16 protein-coding genes, 1 tRNA gene and 1 other RNA gene are annotated in these 19,584 nt (G+C 60.7%); 12 read left to right on the top strand and 6 right to left on the bottom strand.

What is annotated here, in order from left to right; genetic code table 11:
• The first annotated feature begins 116 nt into the window (after positions 1 to 116).
• Both WM42_RS10670 and WM42_RS10675 read left to right on the top strand, forming a co-directional pair.
• Positions 117 to 1,703: a peptide ABC transporter substrate-binding protein gene (locus WM42_RS10670; RefSeq protein WP_070456102.1), complete on the top strand. Its 1,587-nt coding sequence runs from the start codon at positions 117 to 119 to the stop codon at positions 1,701 to 1,703.
• A 58-nt stretch (positions 1,704 to 1,761) separates the two neighbouring features.
• Positions 1,762 to 3,375 carry a mechanosensitive ion channel domain-containing protein gene (locus WM42_RS10675; protein ID WP_062038076.1) on the top strand — a complete coding sequence of 538 codons (1,614 nt, stop codon included), beginning with the start codon at positions 1,762 to 1,764 and terminating at the stop codon, positions 3,373 to 3,375.
• A 153-nt stretch (positions 3,376 to 3,528) separates the two neighbouring features.
• Here the strand turns inward: WM42_RS10675 and WM42_RS10680 are convergent, their stop codons facing one another.
• Entirely contained in the window at positions 3,529 to 5,235 is a 1,707-nt protein-coding gene (locus WM42_RS10680) for an alkaline phosphatase D family protein (RefSeq protein ID WP_062038079.1), read from the bottom strand.
• 129 nt (positions 5,236 to 5,364) lie between these two features.
• On the opposite strand from WM42_RS10680, the gene WM42_RS10685 reads away from it, so the two are divergent.
• Both WM42_RS10685 and WM42_RS10690 read left to right on the top strand, forming a co-directional pair.
• A complete protein-coding gene (locus WM42_RS10685) occupies positions 5,365 to 6,168 on the top strand; it encodes a serine hydrolase domain-containing protein (protein WP_062038082.1) in 804 nt (267 codons plus the stop codon).
• Positions 6,169 to 6,426: 258 nt separating this feature from the next.
• Complete coding sequence (locus WM42_RS10690) at positions 6,427 to 6,825, top strand: hypothetical protein (protein ID WP_062038085.1); 399 nt, start codon at positions 6,427 to 6,429, stop codon at positions 6,823 to 6,825.
• A 16-nt stretch (positions 6,826 to 6,841) separates the two neighbouring features.
• On the opposite strand, the gene WM42_RS10695 is transcribed toward WM42_RS10690, so the two are convergent.
• Positions 6,842 to 7,624, bottom strand: a complete 783-nt coding sequence (locus tag WM42_RS10695; protein ID WP_061923793.1) for an HAD-IIA family hydrolase — start codon at positions 7,622 to 7,624, stop codon at positions 6,842 to 6,844.
• Between the two features lie 2 nt (positions 7,625 to 7,626).
• The gene (locus WM42_RS10700; protein ID WP_061923789.1) at positions 7,627 to 7,926 is read right to left on the bottom strand and encodes an acyl carrier protein; all 300 of its coding nucleotides are present in this window, start codon (positions 7,924 to 7,926) and stop codon (positions 7,627 to 7,629) included.
• A gap of 53 nt (positions 7,927 to 7,979) precedes the next feature.
• Here WM42_RS10700 and WM42_RS10705 point away from each other — a divergent pair, with 53 nt between their 5' ends.
• Positions 7,980 to 8,990, top strand: coding sequence for an alpha/beta fold hydrolase (locus tag WM42_RS10705; protein WP_061923786.1), 1,011 nt, complete (start codon positions 7,980 to 7,982; stop codon positions 8,988 to 8,990).
• 352 nt (positions 8,991 to 9,342) lie between these two features.
• Here the strand turns inward: WM42_RS10705 and aceE are convergent, their stop codons facing one another.
• Positions 9,343 to 12,099, bottom strand: a complete 2,757-nt coding sequence (gene aceE, locus WM42_RS10710; protein ID WP_061923784.1) for a pyruvate dehydrogenase (acetyl-transferring), homodimeric type — start codon at positions 12,097 to 12,099, stop codon at positions 9,343 to 9,345.
• 184 nt (positions 12,100 to 12,283) lie between these two features.
• Between aceE and WM42_RS10715 the strand changes: the two genes are divergently transcribed.
• Together WM42_RS10715 and WM42_RS10720 are read left to right on the top strand one after the other, a co-directional pair.
• Positions 12,284 to 12,721, top strand: coding sequence for a DUF3052 domain-containing protein (locus WM42_RS10715; RefSeq protein ID WP_070497700.1), 438 nt, complete (start codon positions 12,284 to 12,286; stop codon positions 12,719 to 12,721).
• Positions 12,722 to 12,786: 65 nt separating this feature from the next.
• Positions 12,787 to 12,862 (top strand) — tRNA-Val (locus WM42_RS10720).
• A 458-nt stretch (positions 12,863 to 13,320) separates the two neighbouring features.
• On the opposite strand, the gene WM42_RS10725 is transcribed toward WM42_RS10720, so the two are convergent.
• The gene (locus tag WM42_RS10725) at positions 13,321 to 14,310 is read right to left on the bottom strand and encodes an SURF1 family cytochrome oxidase biogenesis protein (protein ID WP_062038088.1); all 990 of its coding nucleotides are present in this window, start codon (positions 14,308 to 14,310) and stop codon (positions 13,321 to 13,323) included.
• A gap of 9 nt (positions 14,311 to 14,319) precedes the next feature.
• A complete protein-coding gene (locus WM42_RS10730) occupies positions 14,320 to 14,808 on the bottom strand; it encodes a low molecular weight protein-tyrosine-phosphatase (protein WP_062038091.1) in 489 nt (162 codons plus the stop codon).
• Positions 14,809 to 14,923: 115 nt separating this feature from the next.
• Between WM42_RS10730 and WM42_RS10735 the strand changes: the two genes are divergently transcribed.
• The 5 genes from WM42_RS10735 (at position 14,924) to WM42_RS10755 (ending at position 19,567) form a co-directional block, all read left to right on the top strand.
• Positions 14,924 to 15,754, top strand: coding sequence for a Nif3-like dinuclear metal center hexameric protein (locus WM42_RS10735; RefSeq protein ID WP_062038094.1), 831 nt, complete (start codon positions 14,924 to 14,926; stop codon positions 15,752 to 15,754).
• Positions 15,755 to 15,788: 34 nt separating this feature from the next.
• The gene (locus tag WM42_RS10740; RefSeq protein ID WP_062038097.1) at positions 15,789 to 16,502 is read left to right on the top strand and encodes a zinc ribbon domain-containing protein; all 714 of its coding nucleotides are present in this window, start codon (positions 15,789 to 15,791) and stop codon (positions 16,500 to 16,502) included.
• Positions 16,502 to 17,680, top strand: a complete 1,179-nt coding sequence (locus WM42_RS10745) for a bifunctional RNase H/acid phosphatase (RefSeq protein ID WP_062038100.1) — start codon at positions 16,502 to 16,504, stop codon at positions 17,678 to 17,680. The genes WM42_RS10740 and WM42_RS10745 overlap by 1 nt, the downstream gene beginning before the upstream one ends.
• A gap of 15 nt (positions 17,681 to 17,695) precedes the next feature.
• Positions 17,696 to 18,136, top strand: an RNA gene (rnpB, locus tag WM42_RS10750) — RNase P RNA component class A.
• Positions 18,137 to 18,163: 27 nt separating this feature from the next.
• Positions 18,164 to 19,567: a ribonuclease catalytic domain-containing protein gene (locus WM42_RS10755; RefSeq protein WP_062038103.1), complete on the top strand. Its 1,404-nt coding sequence runs from the start codon at positions 18,164 to 18,166 to the stop codon at positions 19,565 to 19,567.
• Positions 19,568 to 19,584 lie beyond the last annotated feature (17 nt).

Genomic DNA, 19,584 nt, shown 5'->3' on the forward strand with positions numbered 1-19,584 from the left:
TGTAAAAACTCACCTTTTCTTCTGCTTTAGCTGGGCAATCATATAAGCTTATGCGGTGGAATCATTCAGGACTTTCCGAGGCGATTCCTTATATAAGTGGAAAGGGGGAAAACGTCATGTTAAAGCGCGTATTAAGCGTTAGCGCAGCCGCCACCCTGGTATTGGCATTATCGGCGTGTGTTCCCCCAGACCAGACCCCGGATATCTCGGGCGTTGACTTCATCACCACTGACGGCGCGGAGCCGCAGAACCCGCTGCTGCCAGCGGATATCAACGATGTGCCGGCCGCGACCATCGTTAATCTCATCTACTCCGGCTTGGTCTACCTCAACGAGGAAGGCGAGGCGGAATACGACGTTGCTCAGAAGATTACCCAGACCTCGCCTACTGAATACGACGTCGTCTTGCGTGAGGATGCGAAGTTCTCCGACGGCTCTTCAGTTCGTGCGCGTGACTTCGTGGATTCCTGGAACGCAGCTGTTCAAAACAACATGCTTTCCTCCTACTTCTTCAAGCCGATTCTGGGATTTGGGGAGGGCGAGCCCACCATGCGTGGTCTTAAGGTAACAGGCGATAGAACCTTCCACATTGAGCTGGCCGAGCCTACCGCGAACTTCGTGAAACGCCTGGGCCATTCGGTCTTTTTCCCCATGCATCCTTCAGCCGAGAAGGGCTATGACGCATATGGCATGAACCCCATCGGCAACGGTCCGTACCGCCTGGCGCGCTGGGATAGGGATGAAAAGATCAACCTTATCCCAAACGCGGAATATGTCGGCCCGCGAAAGTCCCGTAACGAGGGGCTGGAGTTTCGCTTTTATGAGACCGAAGAGGAATCTTATGCTGCCCTGCAGCGCGGCGAGCTGGACTTGGTCACGGATGTGCCGATCACGCATATCCACCGCTTTGAGGAGGAACTGGACGGGCGAAGCTTCAACGAGACTTCCGCCATGTTCAGCTTCATCACCATCCCGGCCAATGACCCGATGTTCCGCGGAGAGGCCGGCGCTTTGCGACGCCGCGCCATCTCCATGTCCTTCGATCGCACCCGCATCGCGCACGAAGTCTTGGACGATACTGTCACTCCGGTTACATGTTTTGCCACCCAAAAATATTGCCCTGAGATGGGGATGATTCCGGGTCAGGAAGTGCTGGTTTATAACCCAGAAAAGGCACGCGAACTGTGGGCAAAGGCTGATGCCATCTCGCCGTGGACGGGGCCATTTCTTCTGGGATATAACGCGGATGGCGGGCATGCGGAATGGGTCGATGCGGTAACTAAACAGGTTTCAGAGACACTTGGTATCGAGGCTTATGGCCGTGCTTTCTCGACCTTTAAGAAGTACCGGCAAGCCGTAACGGACCGTCAGATGCGCGGTTCCTTCCGTTCCAGCTGGCAGGCTGCGTACCCCTCGGAGGTCAACTTTCTGGAGCCGGTCTTCGCATCTAGCTCGTTGCTCAACGAGTCCGGCTTTAATAACCCGGAATTCGACAGGCTGCTCAAGGAAGCCAATTCCGAACTCGATAAAAAGGTCCAAGAGCAAAAACTGCTTGCAGCGCAGTCCATCCTTTTGCATGACCTGCCGGCGCTGCCGCTGTGGGAATCCAACGTGGTTGGCGGCTATGACACCGATATCGCGCGTCCACATTTCAGCTGGAAGGGAAAGCCGTTTTACTTTGAGCTGACTCGCGACAAAGGCTAACAGCGCATTTTTAGCTTTTAGCCGGTTGTCGTTGCGGAATCCTGGCTAATCTAAAAATATGAACCTCGTTGGCTACTTCTTTTATCGGATGTGGCAGGTCGGAATCGACCATGTCCTGCCGCTTGTCGCGTTGTTGCTGCTGGGCATGTTGGTGCCGCGGCTGGGTCGGCTGGCCATCCGCGTCCTGGAATCGCGGCTCGAGGAAGGCGAAGAGTCCACGAAGGCGCGCCTGGCCTTGGGCGGAGCTTTGGTCTACGTATTGCAGGCGGTGGCATATTTCTTGCTCGTGCTGGCCGCACTCTCGAACGTGGGCGTGCCGGCGCTGGGCGCGGCAATCCCGGCGACGGTGGTTTCTGCCGCCCTTGGTTTTGGTGCACAGAAGATAATCGGGGACTTCCTCGCGGGCTTTTTCATCCTTTCGGAAAAGCAATTCGGCGTCGGTGACTACGTGAGCTTTGAGGGCACAACGGGCGTGGAAGGAACCGTGGTGGCGCTGACCCTGCGCACCACGAAGGTACGTACGCCCACGGGCGAGGTGGTCATGGTTCCCAATGGCTCGGCGGGCGTTATCACCAACTTCTCGCAGGATTGGTCCCGCGCTGTAGTGGACCTTTCGGTGCCGCTCCACGAGGGCGAGACCCTTGAGGAAATCACTTCCCAGGTGCGTACGATTTCCCAGCAGGCCATCAAGGATCCGGCCATTGCTGGCGACGTCGCCGGCGAGCTCGAGATCCTTTCTGCCACCGGCATCGTGGAACCAACTGTTGCGGGTCAGCCTTGGCAGGTTAAATACCGCGTGCTCGTGCAGGTCAACCCTTCGCGGCAGTGGGCGGTTGAGCGCGCAATCCGCTCCGCGCTGCTCTCGGCGTTTTGGGATCACTACAACCTACCCAGCAACGCGACCGGCGTATTTCCTGCAGGTCCTTCCAGCTCCGTGGAAAAGCCCGGTATCGAGCGCACCCCTGAAACCGCGGCGGAAAAGGGGCTGGGCGCGGCAGTGGCGGCGTCGGCAAGCACAGATGGCGTCGCAGCGCGCGCTAGCGCCCACAACGCAGACAATGATGACACCGCCCTGGAGGAAGTTGCCAAAGCCAAGGACCATGGCCCCGGCAAGCCCGCGAGTGCGGATGTGGAAAAGGAAGAAAAGCCGGCCACCGGCATCTGGCGTGCGGATACCCCAAGCAGCAAGTTCCAGTACGTGTGGACTGCCGGTGGGCGCGTTCGTTCTTCTACCACCACGCTGCTGGCGGCACTTGCGATTACCGGACTGCTCATCTTTGCCTCCTGGAATCCGGAGGACGCCGGCACCGGTTGGCTAAACCCTGCCTACTGGTCACAGCGCGACGCCGCCACCTCGGAAGCGCCCGCCCCAGTCGCGCCGGGGGAGGAGGCCGACTCCTCGGCGGAGACCCCGCCTGCCCCGGGGACCACCACCCCGACCGAGGCCGCGGAGCCAACCACAAGCGCGGAAAGCTCTGCCGATTACGGCTCCAGTGAGGACGGCTCTAGTGAGGACGGCTCTCGGGCGGACTCGCGCTCGGGCTCCTCGGGCGCTGACTCCGACGCCGCCACCACCGTACCTGCTGAAACCGCAACACAGAGCGCGGTGCCTAGCGCGGAGCCCACCGCGGCAGAAGAAAGCGCCGCCGCTGGGGGAAGCGACGGCGCTTGAGCGATAGGGAGGATAGGGCAATAAGTGAAGGGGAATAGGGGGAGATTCCCAACGGCGCCCGCGCGCCGCGTAATGGATATCGAAACGCGCAGGGAAATGTTAACAAGCAACCAGATTGGGGGTAACCGGGGGTAAATTCCTTATTTAAAGCCCCTATTTGAAGCCCTGCCCCTTGCGCCACGTCATCGTGAGGCTATCGCGAACTGGCGAGCCGGGAGTCAAGATGTCATCCACGCGCAACCAATGCATCTCCGCTTCCTCGCGACGCACGGTGACGAAGGAATAACCGTGGTTATCCAGGTCCACGTGCTTGCAGTGTGGGTTGGCGCTGCGCAGGATGTGCTCGGCGGCGTCGGAAAGCGCGTTATTTTGCGGAAGCTTCAACTGCTCGTTGATGTTCGGTGCCGTAACCGAAGCGCACACCAGCTCCGCGCCGATGATGTTGCCTTGGTGGGTGATGTTGTGTGCCCACTCGGTGTGGATATCGCCGGTGACGAAGAGCGCCTGGGAGCCCTTGGCGGCCAGTGCCTCGATGACGCGGCGTCGCTCAGCGCTGTAGCCATCCCACTGATCACCGTTGACGGGGATGCCCGTGATGTTGGAAGAAAGCGCCGAAGATACCTTTTCGGTCTGCGGATCCTGCTGCAGCGTAATCAGGTTCAGCGGGGAAAACATCACGGAATTGCCCAGCATATTCCACGCGGTCTGCGAGGTTTCCAGCTTGCCGAGCAGCCATTCATATTGCTCGGAGCCCAGCATCGTGCGGTCCTCCTTGGCAAAGCCCGCCGGGTCCCAGGAAAGCTCCTTGTCGCGGTAGGTACGCAGATCCATCATGGTCAGCTCCACCAAATCACCGAAGGTAAGTGAACGGTAGATGTGGCCATCCTGAGAAGGATTCGTCATGCGCACCGGCATCCACTCGAAGTAGGCCTGCATCGCGCCGGCGCGCCGGGAATTCCAGTCGCCCTCGGTTGCCGGATCGTGGTTCTCGGCGCCGCCGGCCCAGGAGTCATTGGCTGTTTCGTGGTCATCCCACACCACAATCCAAGGCAGTGCGCCGTGGGCTGCCTGCAACTCTGGGTCTGTGCGGTAGCGGCCGAAGCGCACGCGGTAATCCTGCAGCGAAACAATCTCGTGCGCCGGGTGATGGTGGCGCACCGGTCCAAAGCCCGAGTACTCGCCGACGCCGTATTCGTAGATGTAATCGCCCAAGAAAATCATGTAATCCAGCTGGCCAGCGCGCGCCCGCTTGGCGATGTCCGTATAAGCACTGAAAAAGCCCGACTCCCAGTTCGCGCAGGAGCCCACACCAAAGGTTAGCTGTTCCGGGGAAGCGTTCGCCGCTGGGGCGGTCTTCGTGCGTCCGACCGGGCTTGCCTTGCCCGCGTGCTCGCCGTCGGTGACGCGAAAGCGGAAGAAGTACGTGGTCTCGGGGTTAAGCCCGTGCGGGTCCACGTTGACGGTATGGTCGCGCTCGGCTGTGGCTACCACGTTGCCACGCTTGACGACGTCGCGCATCTCCTCATCCGTGGCCACCTCCCACTCGAGCGTGATGTCGGGACCCACGCCGGAGCCAGGCATTGCCTCAGGGGAGGCGGTAACGCGGGTCCACAGGATGACGGAATCCGGAATCGGATCGCCGGAGGCCACGCCGTGCAGGAAAGGTAGCTCGCCCTTTGGTGGCTCGATGAGCTGGCGTTTGTTGCCGGGAAGTGAGCTCTGCGCGTTGGCCGGGCTAAGCCCGCCCGCGGTCAGCGCCGCGGCGGAGGCGACGCTGCTGGTTTGGAGGAAGCGGCGGCGGTTAAAACCGCGGCGGGCAGGCGCATCATTCTGAGGGTTGTTTCGCGGAAAAATATTCATGTTCCCCAAATATTCTCCGGTTTGGAAAGCTCGCAACTCGGGGAGAAAGATTTATTTTTGCCTTTACTTGCGGTTTACGTAGCGTTTTTCTGGCCTTTCGAAAGGATGGGGCTGGGTACGCTGGAATGCATGAGTGAGTTCTCCAAGATTTCCGAATGGCCAGCTGACAATATCGCTGGGGCGCTGCTGCATCGCGGCGAAATCGTTGAGTCGGTGGGCGCGCTGGACAGGGCCTTCTCCGTCGCATCGGTGACCAAACCGGTGGTGGCCTATGGCGTTGCCATGGCCGTGGAGGAAGGCGCGGTGGACCTCGATATGCCCGCCGGGCCAGAAGGCTCGACTTTGCGGCACCTGCTGGCGCATGCTTCGGGCGTGAAGTTTGATTCCCGCGAGCAGCAAAAGCCGGTGGGCGAGCGGCGCATCTACTCCTCGGCCGGATACGAGTGGGCGGCAGAGGTGGTGGAAGAGGCTACGGAGATGCCTTTTCCAGAGTACCTGCGCGAGGGTGTGTTTGCTCCGCTGGGGATGGGCTCGACGCACCTTGAGGGCTCTGCCGGCCACGGTTTGGTGACCACGGTCAGTGACCTTGCGGCCTTTACCGCCGAAGTCTATTCGCCACAGCTATTGCACCCAGGCACTGTGGCCGAGATGTGCCGCGTGCAATTTCCTGGCCTGCGTGGAATTGTGCCGGGCTATGGAAGCTTCAAGGATTGCACCTGGGGCTTGGGCTTTGAGATCCACGGCGAGAAACGGCAGTGGATGGGCGCGCTGCCTTCCAGCGCTGTAGGCCACTTCGGTATGTCTGGCACCTATCTGTGGCTGGCGGGGGATTGGGCCATGGTGGCTCTGACGGATCGCGATTTTGGCGACTGGGCCAAGCCTTTGTGGGCGGAGGCGAACACGGCGATTTGGAAAGAGTGTCAGGCGCGATAGGTGTTACTGGTGAGGCTCCCGAAAACCCTTGTTAACTAATGTTTCTTGTGTGAATTTTCAACCTTTGGTTGAGGTTTATCGAACGGGGGTTGAAGTGGTTGTTTAGGGTTGATGGGACTCATGTGACGCGGGAGAATCGGCCCCAACGCGCAGACAGTTCGTTGGGGAAGACGAAGCTCGTCTGGCAGCACTTGGAGGCCGCCCCTTTTTAGGGAGGTCTGCGAAGCGCTGCTTTAAACATGTCGAAGGAGAATCGGCGTGAATACTCGCGTTCACGAAGCCGTCGCCACTGCAACGGCACCCAGCGCCTGGCCGCACCGCAATGCCGGTCAGGTGCACACCGCCGTGCTCACCATTGCGGGGATGCCCCGCAAACTGCGCCCGGCAGTAGAGCGTGCCATGGCACGCTGCATCACCACTGAGTCAGAGTTCATCGTCCCCGGCGACGATCCACTCACCGCCCAGTGGTGCACACGGTGGTACCGGGACATGCCCGGTGACGCCGAACTTGTGCGCGCCGTCGTACCGGCACGCGTGGGTATCGGCTGCCGCCAAGTCATCACCGGCACGCAAAAAGAGCTCGCCGCCCTCGAAAGGGAAGTCGAGCTCTTATCAAGCGAGCACGCATTCAGCGCGCGCGTTGACGTAACAATCTAGCCTTAGCTCCGAAGAACTAGTCCTCGGGGAAGGGGCTAGTGACGCGATCAGCCAAATCTGCCACCGAATCCAGCACCTGGTTCGGGCGGAATGGATAGCGCTGGATTTCGCGATCGTCGCTAATGCCAGTGCGCACCAAGATGGTCCGCAGGCCGGCCTCCAAGCCGGACTTCACATCGGTGTCCATGCGGTCACCAATCATGACCGTGTTCTCGGAATGCGCGCCTATGTTATTGAGCGCCGAGCGCATCATGACCGGGTTTGGCTTGCCCACGTAATAAGGCTCGCGGTTGGTTGCCGCGGTAATCAGTGCCGCGACCGCACCCGTTGCCGGCAACACGCCCTGCGGCGCCGGGCCCGTGACATCAGGGTTGGTGGCAATAAAGCGCGCGCCGCTGCGGATGAGATTAATGGCGGTGGTAATAGCCTCGAAGGAGTAGGTGCGCGTTTCGCCCAGGACCACGAAGTCTGGGTCGTTGTCGGTGAGTACCCAACCTGCTTCATGGAGGGCCGTCGTCAAGCCGGATTCGCCCACCACATAAGCCTTGCCCTCGCCCGTCTGGGTGGTCAAAAATGCTGCGGTGGCGGTGGCGGAAGTCCAGATGCGCTCGGCCGGAATCTTCAGGCCCGTGTTGTGCAGGCGCGCGGACAAATCTCGCGGAGTGGACATCGAGTTATTCGTCAGCACCATGAACTCGATGTCATTGTCATAGAGCGCCTGGATGAACTTATCAGCGCCGGGCACCATCTCGCCCTCTTTGATGAGGACGCCGTCCATATCGGATAGGTAAGAAATCAAAGCTAAACCTCCATGTGCTTATCTAGGTATTCGGTAAGTTGGCCGACGGTGTGGATGTCTTTCATTGCGGCCTCGTCAAAGCGCACCTTGAAGCGTTCCTCGGCGCGCACAGCCAGCTCGATGCGCTCGAGCGAATCCACGCCCAAGTCCTCGAGGGCGGCCTCACGCTCTACGCCCTCCGCGCTGCCAGTGACTTTCTTGATGAGCTCAGCCACCGCGCCGAAAGTGTCTTGGCGCTTATCCTCCTTTTCAGGGGCTTGGTTGAAGCGAGCTTGCAGTTGCGCGGAAAGGTCGTTTGCCATGCGTCCTAGTCTAATAGGGTCATATAGGTAGGTGCGGCTATTATGGGAAGGTCATGATTTATAGGGCTCGAGCAAAGACGATTGCGCACAGTTGGGCGCGCCGTTTGCGGCCGACGCGTCGCAACGAACAGCACCTCATGTACGAGTCCTTGCACAATCACACGGACGAGCCTGGGCTGACTGGAATCGATTCCTTGGGCACCGTGCGCAACGATGGCCTGGACATCGCGTGGTACGAGGTCGGCCCGCAGGACTCGGACATCACTGTGGTGTTCATCCACGGCTACTGCCTGTCCGCGGAGGCCTACTACAGTCAGGTGGACTACATGCGCCGGCATTTCCCGGAGGCACGCTGCCTGCTTGTCGACATCCGCGGCCACGGCCTTTCCCCCGAAGTCACCCCCGCGCAGTGCACGGTGGACGCCGCGGCTGACGACGTCCTCGCTGTCCTTTCCAAGCGCGCCTCCCGTGGCAAGCTCGTGGTCGTGGGGCACTCTTTGGGCGGAATGGTGGCGCTCAATGTGATTCGCCGCGCGCCGGACGAGGTGTACCAGCGCGTTGACTCGGCGCTGTTAATTGCGACGTCGATGCGCCGCTTTGCGGCGAAGGGTGTGGCGCAGATTCTCGAGTCGAAGGCGCTGGGCAGTTTGTATAACGCGTGCATGCGGCTGCCGAGGCGGATGGACCGCATCCGCTTTGAGGTCGCGCAGTGGGTTGCGCCGCTGTTTGCTGCTTTGCTGGCGGGTTTTCCGCAGATGGAGAAGCTGCAGTTCCACGTGGCCATGCTGATGGACACGCCGCTGTCCAGTTACACGGGCTTCTTTGACGACCTTCTCGACCACTCTGAGTATGCTGCCGCCGACCGTCTGGCCCGCCTGCGAGGCGAGGTCATCGTGGGTTCAGCCGACATCGTAACCCCGCGCAGCCAGTCGGACGTCATCTTGGAACACTGGCCGGCCGCCCGGCTGACTGAGGTGGACGGCGCAGGCCACATGGTCATCCTCGAGGAGCCCGAGGCCATCTCGGAGGCGCTTGGCCGACTCTTGGTTCCGTTGGTGGACTAGCGTTGCCGCGGCCGCCGGCCCTTTGCCGGCCCTCTACCGACCACCGCGCGCCTCCGCTTGTTTCCCAGAACCCCCGTAGGTTTGGTCCCATTCGTTTGGTCCCATTCGTTTGGTCCGTTTGTGGGGTAAAGGGACCACTAGCGGCTTCTGCCCGGAACCGGTTACTCGTAAAACTACCCTTAGTAGGGGACCCAACCAATGGGACCAGTTGGCCGGTCGGCCAGCGAGTTCGTTGTACGACAAGCCTGCGCCCTTCTGTGCCCCGGCCGCAACGCAAAACGAGAAGACCGCCCCTTGGCGCCCTGCTAGGAGGGCAACCGAGGAGCGGCCTAAACCGTCCTAGAGCGAGTTATTACTCCTCGTCAGAGGAGGTGGACTCGGTGGCGGTCGGGTCATCGAGCTTCAGCTTCTTCGCTGCTTCCTCGACGACGGAACGCTCCACCTTGCCCTCGCGTGCCAAGCCCTCGAGGACTGCCACGACGATGGACTCGGCATCGATGTTGAAGAAGCGACGAGCGCCCTCGCGGGTGTCGGAGAAGCCGAAGCCGTCTGCGCCCAGAGCGATGTAGGTGCCCGGAACGTAAGGGCGAATCTGCTCCTGCAGGTCGGTGGTGAAGTCAGAAACACCAACGAACGGACCATCAAAGCCCTTGAGCTGCGTGGTGGCGAATGCCTCGGTCGGCTCGACGCCCTTCTGCAGCGCCTCCTTGTTGCGGCGCGCGCCGTCGCGAGCCAGCTCAACCCAGGAGGTGACAGAGAACAGGGAAGCCTTGACGTCGTAGTCCTTGGCCAGGATGTCCTGTGCGCGCAGCGCCTCGTGCACGCCCACACCGGAAGCCAGGATGTTGGCCGGGATGGAGCCGGACTCAGCGGTGTTGTAGTGGTAGATGCCCTTGTGCAGGCCCTCGATGTCGAGGTCCTCCGGCTCAGCTGGCTGGGAGACCGGCTCGTTGTACACGGTCAGGTAGTACATGACTGCCTCGGAGTCTTCGCCGTACATGCGGTTGATGCCGCGGTGGATCAGGTGAGCCACCTCGTAGCCGAATGCTGGGTCGTAGGAAATAACAGCCGGGTTGGTGGAAGCCAGAACCGGGGAGTGACCATCCATGTGCTGCAGACCCTCACCGGTCAGGGTGGTGCGGCCTGCGGTAGCGCCGATGATGAAGCCGCGGCCCAGCTGGTCGCCGGCTGCCCAGAAAGAGTCGCCGGTGCGCTGGAAACCGAACATCGAGTAGAAGATGTACAGCGGGATCATGGCCTCACCATGGGTGGCGTACGAGGTTGCAGCCGCGGTGAAGGACGCAGTAGCGCCTGCCTCGGAAATGCCCTCGTGCATGATCTGGCCGTCGGTAGCCTCGCGGTAGGAGAGCATGAGCTCGTTGTCCACTGGCACGTAGTTCTGGCCGCGTGGATTCCAGATCTTCATGGTTGGGAACCAGGAGTCCATACCGAAGGTACGAGCCTCGTCCGGGATGATCGGAACGATGCGCTTGCCCAGCTCCTTATCACGCATGAGCTCCTTGAAGGTACGCACAAGCGCCATGGTGGTAGCAACGTTCTGCTTGCCCGAGCCCTTACGCACGGAGCGCAGCTTCTCGATGCCCGGAGTGACCAGCGGGGTGAACTTGTCACGGCGCTCCGGCAAGAAGCCGCCGAGTTCTTTACGACGCTCCAGCATGTACTTGATTTCCGGTGCGTCCTCGCCTGGGTGGTAGTACGGCGGTGCGTAAGGATCCTGCTCGAGAACTTCGTCGGAGATCGGGATTTCCTGCTTGTCGCGGAAGAGCTTCAGATCCTCCAGAGTCAGCTTCTTCATCTGGTGGGTTGCGTTGCGGCCCTCGAAGTTGTGGCCCAGGCCGTAGCCCTTAATGGTGTGGGCCAGGATGACGGTCGGCTTGCCAGTGCCCTTGTTGGACAGTGCCTTCGCGTAAGCAGCGTAGATCTTGCGGTAGTCGTGGCCACCGCGGCGCAGGGCCCAGACCTCGTCATCGGAAAGATCCTCAACCAGCTTGAGGGTGCGCTCGTCGCGGCCGAAGAAGTGCTCGCGGACATACGCGCCGTCGTTTGCCTTGAAGGTCTGGTAGTCACCATCCGAGGTGGTGTTCATGATGTTGACCAGGGCGCCTTCTTTATCGGCGTCGAGAAGCTTGTCCCAACCGCGGCCCCAGATGACCTTGATGACGTTCCAGCCAGCGCCGCGGAAGAAGGACTCTAGCTCCTGGATGATCTGGGTATTGCCGCGGACCGGGCCGTCGAGACGCTGCAGGTTGCAGTTGATGACGAAGGTGAGGTTATCGAGCTCGTAGAGCGCGGCGGTCTGCAGGAGGCCGCGGGACTCTGGCTCGTCCATCTCACCGTCACCCAGGAAGGCCCAGACGTGCTGATCGGAGGTGTCCTTGATGCCGCGGGTCTCCAGGTACTTGTTAAAGCGTGCCTGGTAGATAGCGTTCATCGGGCCGATGCCCATGGAAACGGTTGGGAACTCCCAGAAGTCAGGCATCAGACGCGGGTGCGGGTAGGAAGGCAGACCCTTGCCTTCGCCGCGGGAAACTTCCTGGCGGAATCCGTCGAGGTCTTCTTCGCTGAGGCGGCCTTCCATGAACGCGCGGGCGTACATGCCCGGGGAAGCGTGACCCTGGAAGAAGATCTGGTCACCGCCGGAAGGATCGTCCTTGCCTTTGAAGAAGTGGTTCAGGCCGACCTCGTAAAGCGGGGCCGCGCCCGCGTAGGTGGAAATGTGGCCGCCGACGCCGATGCCTGGGCGCTGCGCGCGGTGCACCATGATTGCTGCGTTCCAACGGATCCAGCGGCGGTAGCGCTTCTCCAGCTCTTCGTCACCTGGGAACTCCGGCTCCATGTTGGTCGGGATGGTGTTGACGAAGTCAGTGGAGGTCAGGGCGGGCATCGGAACGCGCTTGGCGGTCGCACGCTCGAGCAGGCGGAGCATGAGGAAGCGGGCGCGTTCTGGATCGGCGTGATCCAGCAGGCCGTCGAGGGATTCCATCCACTCGCGGGTTTCCTCGGGATCGCTGTCGTGCAGGTAAGAAGCAACTCCGTCGCGGACGATCGGGAAGTTGGACTCATCCTTTACGGCGTCCTGGTCGGCCATTTAAACCTCCTAGATTGGTTTTACACAGTTTGCATCCCAGGATACGCGTACCCTGATCATCTGTGTGTGTGAAGGGGGTTAATAGTCATATGTGGCCGGTGAAAGGTGCTATTTGCTAACTTTGCAAAACTTCTGTGTGCAGTAAATCTCCTGTGTAATCGCGAAAACTACTGTGTAAGGCGTTATGATCTTGCTCATGCCAGAAAATGGAAGGAATAAAGCAGTGGCTGATGCGGCCAGCAAGCTCGGAATCACCGAGGGGCAGATTGCCCTTGAACTCGGGTGGGACGAGGATTGCGATTCCAGCATCTCCGAATCTATTGAGGATGTCCTTGGAGAGGATTTCCTCGATGAAGAAACCGACGAGCTTTGCGACGTCGTGCTTCTTTGGTGGCGCGCCGAAGACGGCGACCTCGTCGATGGTCTTGTCGATGCAACCCGCCCGCTAGGGGACTCTGGCCGGATCTGGCTTATGACCCCAGGGGCAGGCAAGCCGGGCAACCTCGCGCCGGGTGACATCTCCGAGTCCGCTCAGCTCGCAGGCTTGGTGCAGACTAAAGCGGAGCGCCTAGGCGAGTGGCAAGGTTCTTGTTTGGTTGCTCGCGGATATACCAAGAAATAACTTTTACCAGGCGATTTGTTAGCTAACGCTTGTGTGGGCTAATCTTATGCAAGCGTTAACGCAATGCGGCTTTAGCTCAGCTGGAAGAGCAACTGGTTTACACCCAGTAGGTCGGGGGTTCGATCCCCTCAGGCCGCACCATTGTGAAGTCTCGAGACATCGTTCCTTTGGATGGTGTCTCGAGACTTTTTGTTTCCTTCAAACGCCCTTCGCATTGCCAGGCGTGGTTTCATGTACCGATATATGTAAATAGCGGCCAGAAACCTGGTGATTCAGGCACGCTAAATACACACAGAGGTACACACGCCGTGGACTGTCTTCAGTTTCCTTAATATGGGCTGCCTACGCGGTATTCTGCTCTAGCCATGCGTTGATGCCGCCGCGCAGGGAGTAGACCTGCGTGTAGCCGCGCTCGCGCAGTGGGGCGACGGCTTGGGCGGAGCGGCTGTCTGGGCGGAAGCCCGCAAATGGTGAGGAGGGATGGGTATATCCAGGCTACTCACGTCACACTGGTTGCTTTGAGGAACAAGAGTTGCGGGGCGACCTCACCATTTGGATGCAAAGGGCGCTAAGCCGCCGTAAATGGTGAGGTCGGCGGCTTAGAAGCGTTCCTGGCCGCGTTCGCGGATCTTTTCATAAAAATCCGGCTTGGAGTCGCCGTAGCGGGAACGGCTGCGACGCGAAGGCGTCGTGTCTGCACGCGGGGTGGATTCCGCGGCGGCCGCGGGCTCCGTGGTTTCCTTTACGGAATCCGTGGAAGGGCTTGCAGTGGGGGCAGAGTCTGCAGCAGAGCCAGGGCCTGCAGTGGGGGCAGAAGCGCCCTCTGCGCTGGTGGCAGCCCGTAATGCCGCTTCTTCCTCGAGGGCCCGGCGGCGTTCGCGGATTTCGGACCACACGAAGTAGCCCAAGCCCAGCGGCGCCATGATGCCGAAGGCAATCCACTGGTAGCCATAAGACAAGTGGTTACCGCGGTCGAGCTGCGGGACCTCCAAGGCGGTCAGCTCACCGGGTTGCTCAGGCGAGAGCTGGATGTAGTCGTGGCCCAACTTTGTATCGGTAAGCGAGGCTACCTCTTCGGTGTGAATTGAGTAGACCTGCTCGTAGCCTTCTTGATCAATCGGCGCAGAGGAGTGCTTCGGCTCGTCCGCGCGAATCATTCCGACAATTGTGGTCTCTCCGGCAGGAGCCTTAGGAATCGAGGGCACGGTGTTTCCCTCACCAGCGGCAATCCAGCCGCGGTTGACCAGCATGGTCAGGCCAGAGTCCGTGCGGAAGGGTACCAATGACTGGTATACCGCACCCGAAGAAACCGGACGCAGGCGCAGTAGCACTTCCTCATCAGCCAAGTAGCGTCCGTGGAGGGTAGCGCGGGACCATTCATCATCTGCGATGGCACCCTCAGAATCAACGACCTCAGAAAGCGGGCGTGGGTCCGCCTCATAAGCCTGGGCGATGAGATGATTGCGTTCCACAATTTGGTCATCTTTGCCCAGCTGCCAGGGCGCTAGCACCGTGAAAGCAAAGTAGGAAAAGGTCACCACGAAGATGAGCAGCAGAACCCATCCCGGCTTGAGGAACGTCTTTAACATGCCCTTATCCTAGACCCGCTGCTCGCGAATCCAATCCAGCAGGCCAGGCACGGCTGCTTCGATTTCCTTGCGCGTTCGCGCGAAGTCCTCCTCCGTGCCGTAGTAAGGATCCTCCACGTCGAGCTCCTCGGCATTCGGGTCGAAGCTGCGCATCAAACGAACGCGCTCCGGGTCGATACCTCGCTCGATGAGGGCGTCGCGGTGGCCGGAATCCATCGCGATAAAAAGATCCGCATCCATGTGCTCAGGGCCGAGTTTCGCCGCGCGGTGGGTTGCGCCGTCGTGGCCGCCGCTGCGCAGCTCCGCGATGGCGCGCGGGTCCGCGCCCTGGCCCACATGCCAGCCGCCCAATCCGCAGGAAGAGGTACGGGCGACGAGATCTAGCATGTCGGTCTCCATGGCATCGCGAACGATGATTTCCGCCATGGGGGAGCGGCAAATATTGCCCGTGCAGACGAACACGAGGTGCAATGCGGAGGGGTTGTCCTCAGAAGTCATGGGGGTTTAGACCTCTTATAAGCAAATAGAGCGATTTCTGAACGAAAGCTAGGATAGTGCAGCAGCGCGCAGAGAGCGAAAACATAGCGAATAATGCATTAAGGAGCCTTAAGTCATGGCGCAGACAACCGTTGGCGATATCCGCCGCGTCCTCGAGGAAGCCTACCCGCCGCACCTGGCCGAAAAGTGGGATGCCGTGGGCCTTATCTGCGGTGATCCGGAAGACGAGGTGGGAAAGGTGGCCTTCGCCCTCGACTGCACCCAGCAGGTTGCAGAAAAGGCAGTGGAGATGGGCGCGCAGATGCTAGTTGTGCACCACCCTTTGCTCCTGCGCGGGGTGACTTCCGTGGCAGCGGATACGCCAAAGGGCAAGGTCATCCATACCTTGCTCAAGGGCGGCGTCGCCTTGTTCGCAGCACACACTAATGCGGATAAGGCCCGCCCTGGCGTTAACGATAAGCTCGCTGAGCTGGTGGGCATCGAGCCGGGACGCCCGATTATCCCGCACGCGCTTTCCGACGCCGAGGTCAGCGAGACCAGCCTCGGCCTCGGGCGCATCGGCGAGCTGCCCGAGCCAATGACTCTGCGCGAATTTACGCAGCAGGTCGCAAACGCGCTTCCGGAGACGGCCTGGGGAATTCGCGCGGCGGGTGACCCAGATGGCGTCGTCAAGCGCGTGGCGGTCTCGAGTGGCTCCGGTGATTCCTTCCTGGATGCCGCTCGTGAGCTGGGCGTGGATGTGTATGTGACCTCGGATCTGCGCCACCACCCCGTGGACGAGCACCTGCGTGCAGGCGGACCTGCCGTGGTTGATACTGCCCACTGGGCCAGCGAATTTCCATGGACTACGCAGGCGCGCGATATCGTGGAAAAGGCTTACAAGGTGGATACTGAAATCATCGAGCTGCGCACCGACCCGTGGACATTGTCCGTCCACGGAAAATAATCGCCTCGGGAAGACCTGCCATAAGGAGAACTAAATGAAACTGTCGAAGCAACTGCAGTCTGTCCTGCTGGAACTTGCCAACCTCGAGCGTTCCCAGGGTGTTACGGGAGAAAAGACCATTCCGGAGCAGCAGGAGTACGAAAAGGCGCAGCTTGAGCACAAGCGGCTTGTCGACGCCGCCGGTTCCGCCCAGCTCGCCGTTGACGACATGGAGATGGAAATCCTGCGTATCCAGGCCGATGAGCGCAAGCTGCGCCAGCGCGAGCGCGACGATAAGGCTCAGTTGGGCGCCGAGGTTGACCCGGAGCGTCGTAAAGACTTGGAGCATGACTTGTATGCGGCAAAGTCTCGCATCGCGGATTTGATGAGCGAGCTGCAGGAAGCTCACAACGAGATTCATGCGCTGCGCTCGAACCGCGACGTGCACGGTGCGCGTGTGGATGAGTCCCAGCGCAAGTTGGAAAAGCTTGCGCGTGCTGCGGAGGCGGCGCAGGAAGCAGTGGATAACCGCCCGGATCCGGTAGTCCGCATTGCGGAGCTGCGCGAGCAGCTGCCTGCCGACGTCCTGGAAAGCTACGATTCCGTGCGCCACGAAAACGGTGTCGGTGCGGCGGCCTTCAAGGGTCGCGCATGTGGTGGCTGCTTCATCGTGCTGCCGCCGGCAGAGCAGAATGCGGTGCGTAACGCCCCCGCCGAGGTCCTGCCGCAGTGCGGCGATTGCGGCTCCTACCTGGTGCGCCCGGCCTAATGAAGCTGGTTATTTATGCCGATGGCGGTTCCCGCGGCAACCCGGGAATCGCGGGTTCCGGCACCGCTGTCTATTCCGCCGACCGCCAGCAGCTGCTGCGCGAAATCGCATATGTAGTAGGTACGAAGTCCACCAATAACGTGGCCGAGTACCACGGCTTGCTGCGTGGGCTCGAGGCCGCGGTGGAGCTAGGCGCCGACGAAGTTGATTTCTTCATGGACTCTAAGCTCGTGGTCGAGCAGATGAACGGGCGCTGGAAGATCAAGCACCCAGACATGCAGGCCCTAGCGTTGGAGGCACGCAAACTCATCGACCAAATCGGCACGTTCAACCTGAGCTGGGTGCCGCGTGCCAAGAACAAGGTCGCGGATGCGTTGTCGAACGTGGCGATGGATGCCGCCGCCGCGGGCGAGCCGGTGGGTTTTGTCGGCGATACTGAGCAGGCGGATCAGGCTCCTGCGGTGCAGGAGACCGCCAGTGTGGAACTGGGAGAGCCGGCCGCTGCGAGCCAGCCCAGCGATTGGATGGCCGAGCAAGGCCCGGTCACGCGTTTCATCCTGGTTCGCCACGGACAAACCGCGATGTCGGTGGCCAAGCAGTACTCAGGCCATGCCGATCCAGAGCTGACCGAGTTCGGCCGCAAGCAGGCACTCGCAGCTGCCCAGGCGCTGGCCGATACGCCAGTCGATGCCATCGTCTGCTCACCGCTCAAGCGCTGCCAGCAGACCGCACAGGCGATTGCGCGCAGCGTGCGCCCGGCCGGAGCTGATAAAGATGCTCTTGAGGTGGAAACCGTAGAGGGCTTAATCGAGGTCGACTTTGGGCTGTGGGAAGGCAAGACCTTCGCCGAGGCTCACGCTGCCGATGGCGAGCTGCACGGCCAGTGGTTAGAGGATGCCTCCGTGGCCTGCCCCGGCGGCGAGTCCTTGCAGCAGGTTCACCGCCGCGTGCGCAAGACCCGCCAGGAGTTGCAGGAAAAGTATGCGGGCAAGACCGTCGTGGTGGTCTCGCATGTCAATCCGATCAAGTCCTTTATCAGGCAGAGCTTGGACGCAGGTCCGGTGACTTTTAATCGCCTCTTTTTGGACTTGGCGTCGATAAGCATTGCGGAATTCTGGGACGGCGGCTCGATGCTGCGCGGTTTCAACGATGTGGGCCATTTGCAGTCACTGGGCTAGACTGTAACGCGCGAATGAGCCGACCGGGTGAACGCGTCCTTTCCGAACCAACCTCCATGAGGGGTAAGGCGGGGGACGAGGAAAGTCCGGACTCCACAGAGCACAGTGGTTGCTAACGGCAACCCGGGGCGACCCGCGGGCAAGTGCAACAGAAAGTAGACCGCCGAACGACTTCGCTACGCCTCGTCGTACGAAGATCCGTGAGGTAAGGGTGAAACGGTGAGTTAAGAGCTCACCAGCACCGTCAGTGATGGCGGTGGCTGGGTAAACCCCACTGGGAGCAAGGCATCATGGTCGGCATTTTTGCGGGCTTGATCAGGCGTTCGAAGGCTGCTCGCTTTAGCCTGAAGGTAGCTGCTTGAACCAACTGGCAACGGTTGGTCTAGATGGATGTTCACCGCCGCACGCTTGATGCGTGTGGGAAGACAGAATCCGGCTTATAGGCCGACTCATTCGCCCATTTTTCTGGAACAATGGGGCGGCATGAAGCTCTATGCCGCCCCATTAGATTTCCGCTCCGTCGCCGCTGAATTCGGTGTGCCCACCGATTTTAGTGAGGAACTGTGTGCGGCGGCCGCGGCCGCGCAGGATCGTTTCGTCACCTCGCGCCGCGATGCGCGTGAAATCCCGCTGGTTACCATCGACCCATTGGGCTCCAAAGACTTGGACCAAGCCGTGTGCATTGAGGCGCGCGTGGAGGGCTACCGGGTGTATTACGCTATTGCCGACGTCGCGGCTTTTATCGAGCCCGGCAGCGCCCTGGAGGAGGAGACCTTCCGCCGCGGGCAGACCATCTATCTGCCCGATGAACCAGCGCGTTTGCATCCCGCGGTGTTGTCGGAGGACAAGGCCTCCTTGCTGGAGGGCGTGGATCGCCCAGCCGTGTTGTGGACCATCGACCTCGATGGGGCGGGCGAGGTTCTGGACTTTACTTTGGCGCGAGCATTGGTGCGCTCGAGGGCGCGGCTGGATTATGAAGGCGTGCACGCGGATCTGGCAGCGGGCAGCATGCATTCCTCGATTGCTTTGTTGCCGCAAGTAGGAAAGCTGCGGCAGGCTTCCTCGCTGCGCCGGGAGGCGATTAATCTGCGGCTTCCTTCCCAGAGTGTCGAGGAATTCGAGGAAGATTGCCAACACCGCTATGAACTGGTCATTGAGCCGCGGTACGAGGTCATGGACTATAACTCGGAGATTTCTCTGCTGACCGGGATGTGCGCGGGGCAGCTGATGGAAAAGCACGGCGTGGGGTTGCTGCGCACGCTGCCTGCGGCCACGGCGGAAGCTGAGGAGGAGTTCCGCACTGAGGTTGCGGCCTTGGGCTATTCGCTTGACGACGCCTCGATTACTCAGTTCCTGCAAACACTCGATGCGGATTCGCCGCGGGGCATGGCCGCAATGCGGGAAGCGCAGCGCCTGCTGCGCGGTGCCGGCTACGTGTGGCTGGAGGAATCGCCCGCGGAGGTACACGCGGGCATCGGCGGCTACTACGCGCATGTGACTGCGCCGCTGCGGCGGTTGGCGGATCGATTCGCCACGGAGGTTTGCCTCGCGCTCGCACACGGCGAATCTGTGCCGGAATGGATTAGTTCGCGCGCCGGGGACTTAACTCGCACGATGGCCACGACCTCGCAGCTGGCCTCCCAAGTGGATAAAGCCTGTCTGAACCTGACAGAGGCAACCGTTCTCGAGCCATGGGTGGGAACGAACTTTGAAGCGATCGTGGTCCAGGGTGGGCCAACGCGTGAGAAAGCCCGCATCTTTGTGACGCAACCTCCGGTATTTGCGGAGGCTGTCGGGCACCCAGATACGGGCAGTGAGTCTAACTTCTCTCTGGTCAAAGCTGACGTGGCAGAGCGCGACGTGCTTTTTGCGTGGCCTGCTGACTAGTTGTGGTTAGTTCGCTG

Origin of the sequence: Corynebacterium simulans (genome assembly GCF_001586215.1) — a bacterium.
Lineage (GTDB): Bacteria > Actinomycetota > Actinomycetes > Mycobacteriales > Mycobacteriaceae > Corynebacterium > Corynebacterium simulans.

Excerpts from the sequence above, each read along its gene's own strand:
- WM42_RS10675 (WP_062038076.1), top strand. The coding sequence starts at position 1,762 with ATGAACCTCGTTGGCTACTTCTTTTATCGGATGTGGCAGGTCGGAATC.
- WM42_RS10705 (WP_061923786.1), top strand. The coding sequence starts at position 7,980 with ATGATTTATAGGGCTCGAGCAAAGACGATTGCGCACAGTTGGGCGCGC.
- WM42_RS10745 (WP_062038100.1), top strand. The coding sequence starts at position 16,502 with ATGAAGCTGGTTATTTATGCCGATGGCGGTTCCCGCGGCAACCCGGGA.
- WM42_RS10730 (WP_062038091.1), bottom strand. The coding sequence starts at position 14,808 with ATGACTTCTGAGGACAACCCCTCCGCATTGCACCTCGTGTTCGTCTGC.
- WM42_RS10700 (WP_061923789.1), bottom strand. The coding sequence starts at position 7,926 with ATGGCAAACGACCTTTCCGCGCAACTGCAAGCTCGCTTCAACCAAGCC.
- WM42_RS10670 (WP_070456102.1), top strand. The coding sequence starts at position 117 with ATGTTAAAGCGCGTATTAAGCGTTAGCGCAGCCGCCACCCTGGTATTG.
- WM42_RS10685 (WP_062038082.1), top strand. The coding sequence starts at position 5,365 with ATGAGTGAGTTCTCCAAGATTTCCGAATGGCCAGCTGACAATATCGCT.
- WM42_RS10715 (WP_070497700.1), top strand. The coding sequence starts at position 12,284 with ATGATCTTGCTCATGCCAGAAAATGGAAGGAATAAAGCAGTGGCTGAT.
- WM42_RS10755 (WP_062038103.1), top strand. The coding sequence starts at position 18,164 with ATGAAGCTCTATGCCGCCCCATTAGATTTCCGCTCCGTCGCCGCTGAA.
- WM42_RS10680 (WP_062038079.1), bottom strand. The coding sequence starts at position 5,235 with ATGAATATTTTTCCGCGAAACAACCCTCAGAATGATGCGCCTGCCCGC.
- aceE (WP_061923784.1), bottom strand. The coding sequence starts at position 12,099 with ATGGCCGACCAGGACGCCGTAAAGGATGAGTCCAACTTCCCGATCGTC.
- WM42_RS10735 (WP_062038094.1), top strand. The coding sequence starts at position 14,924 with ATGGCGCAGACAACCGTTGGCGATATCCGCCGCGTCCTCGAGGAAGCC.
- WM42_RS10725 (WP_062038088.1), bottom strand. The coding sequence starts at position 14,310 with ATGTTAAAGACGTTCCTCAAGCCGGGATGGGTTCTGCTGCTCATCTTC.
- WM42_RS10740 (WP_062038097.1), top strand. The coding sequence starts at position 15,789 with ATGAAACTGTCGAAGCAACTGCAGTCTGTCCTGCTGGAACTTGCCAAC.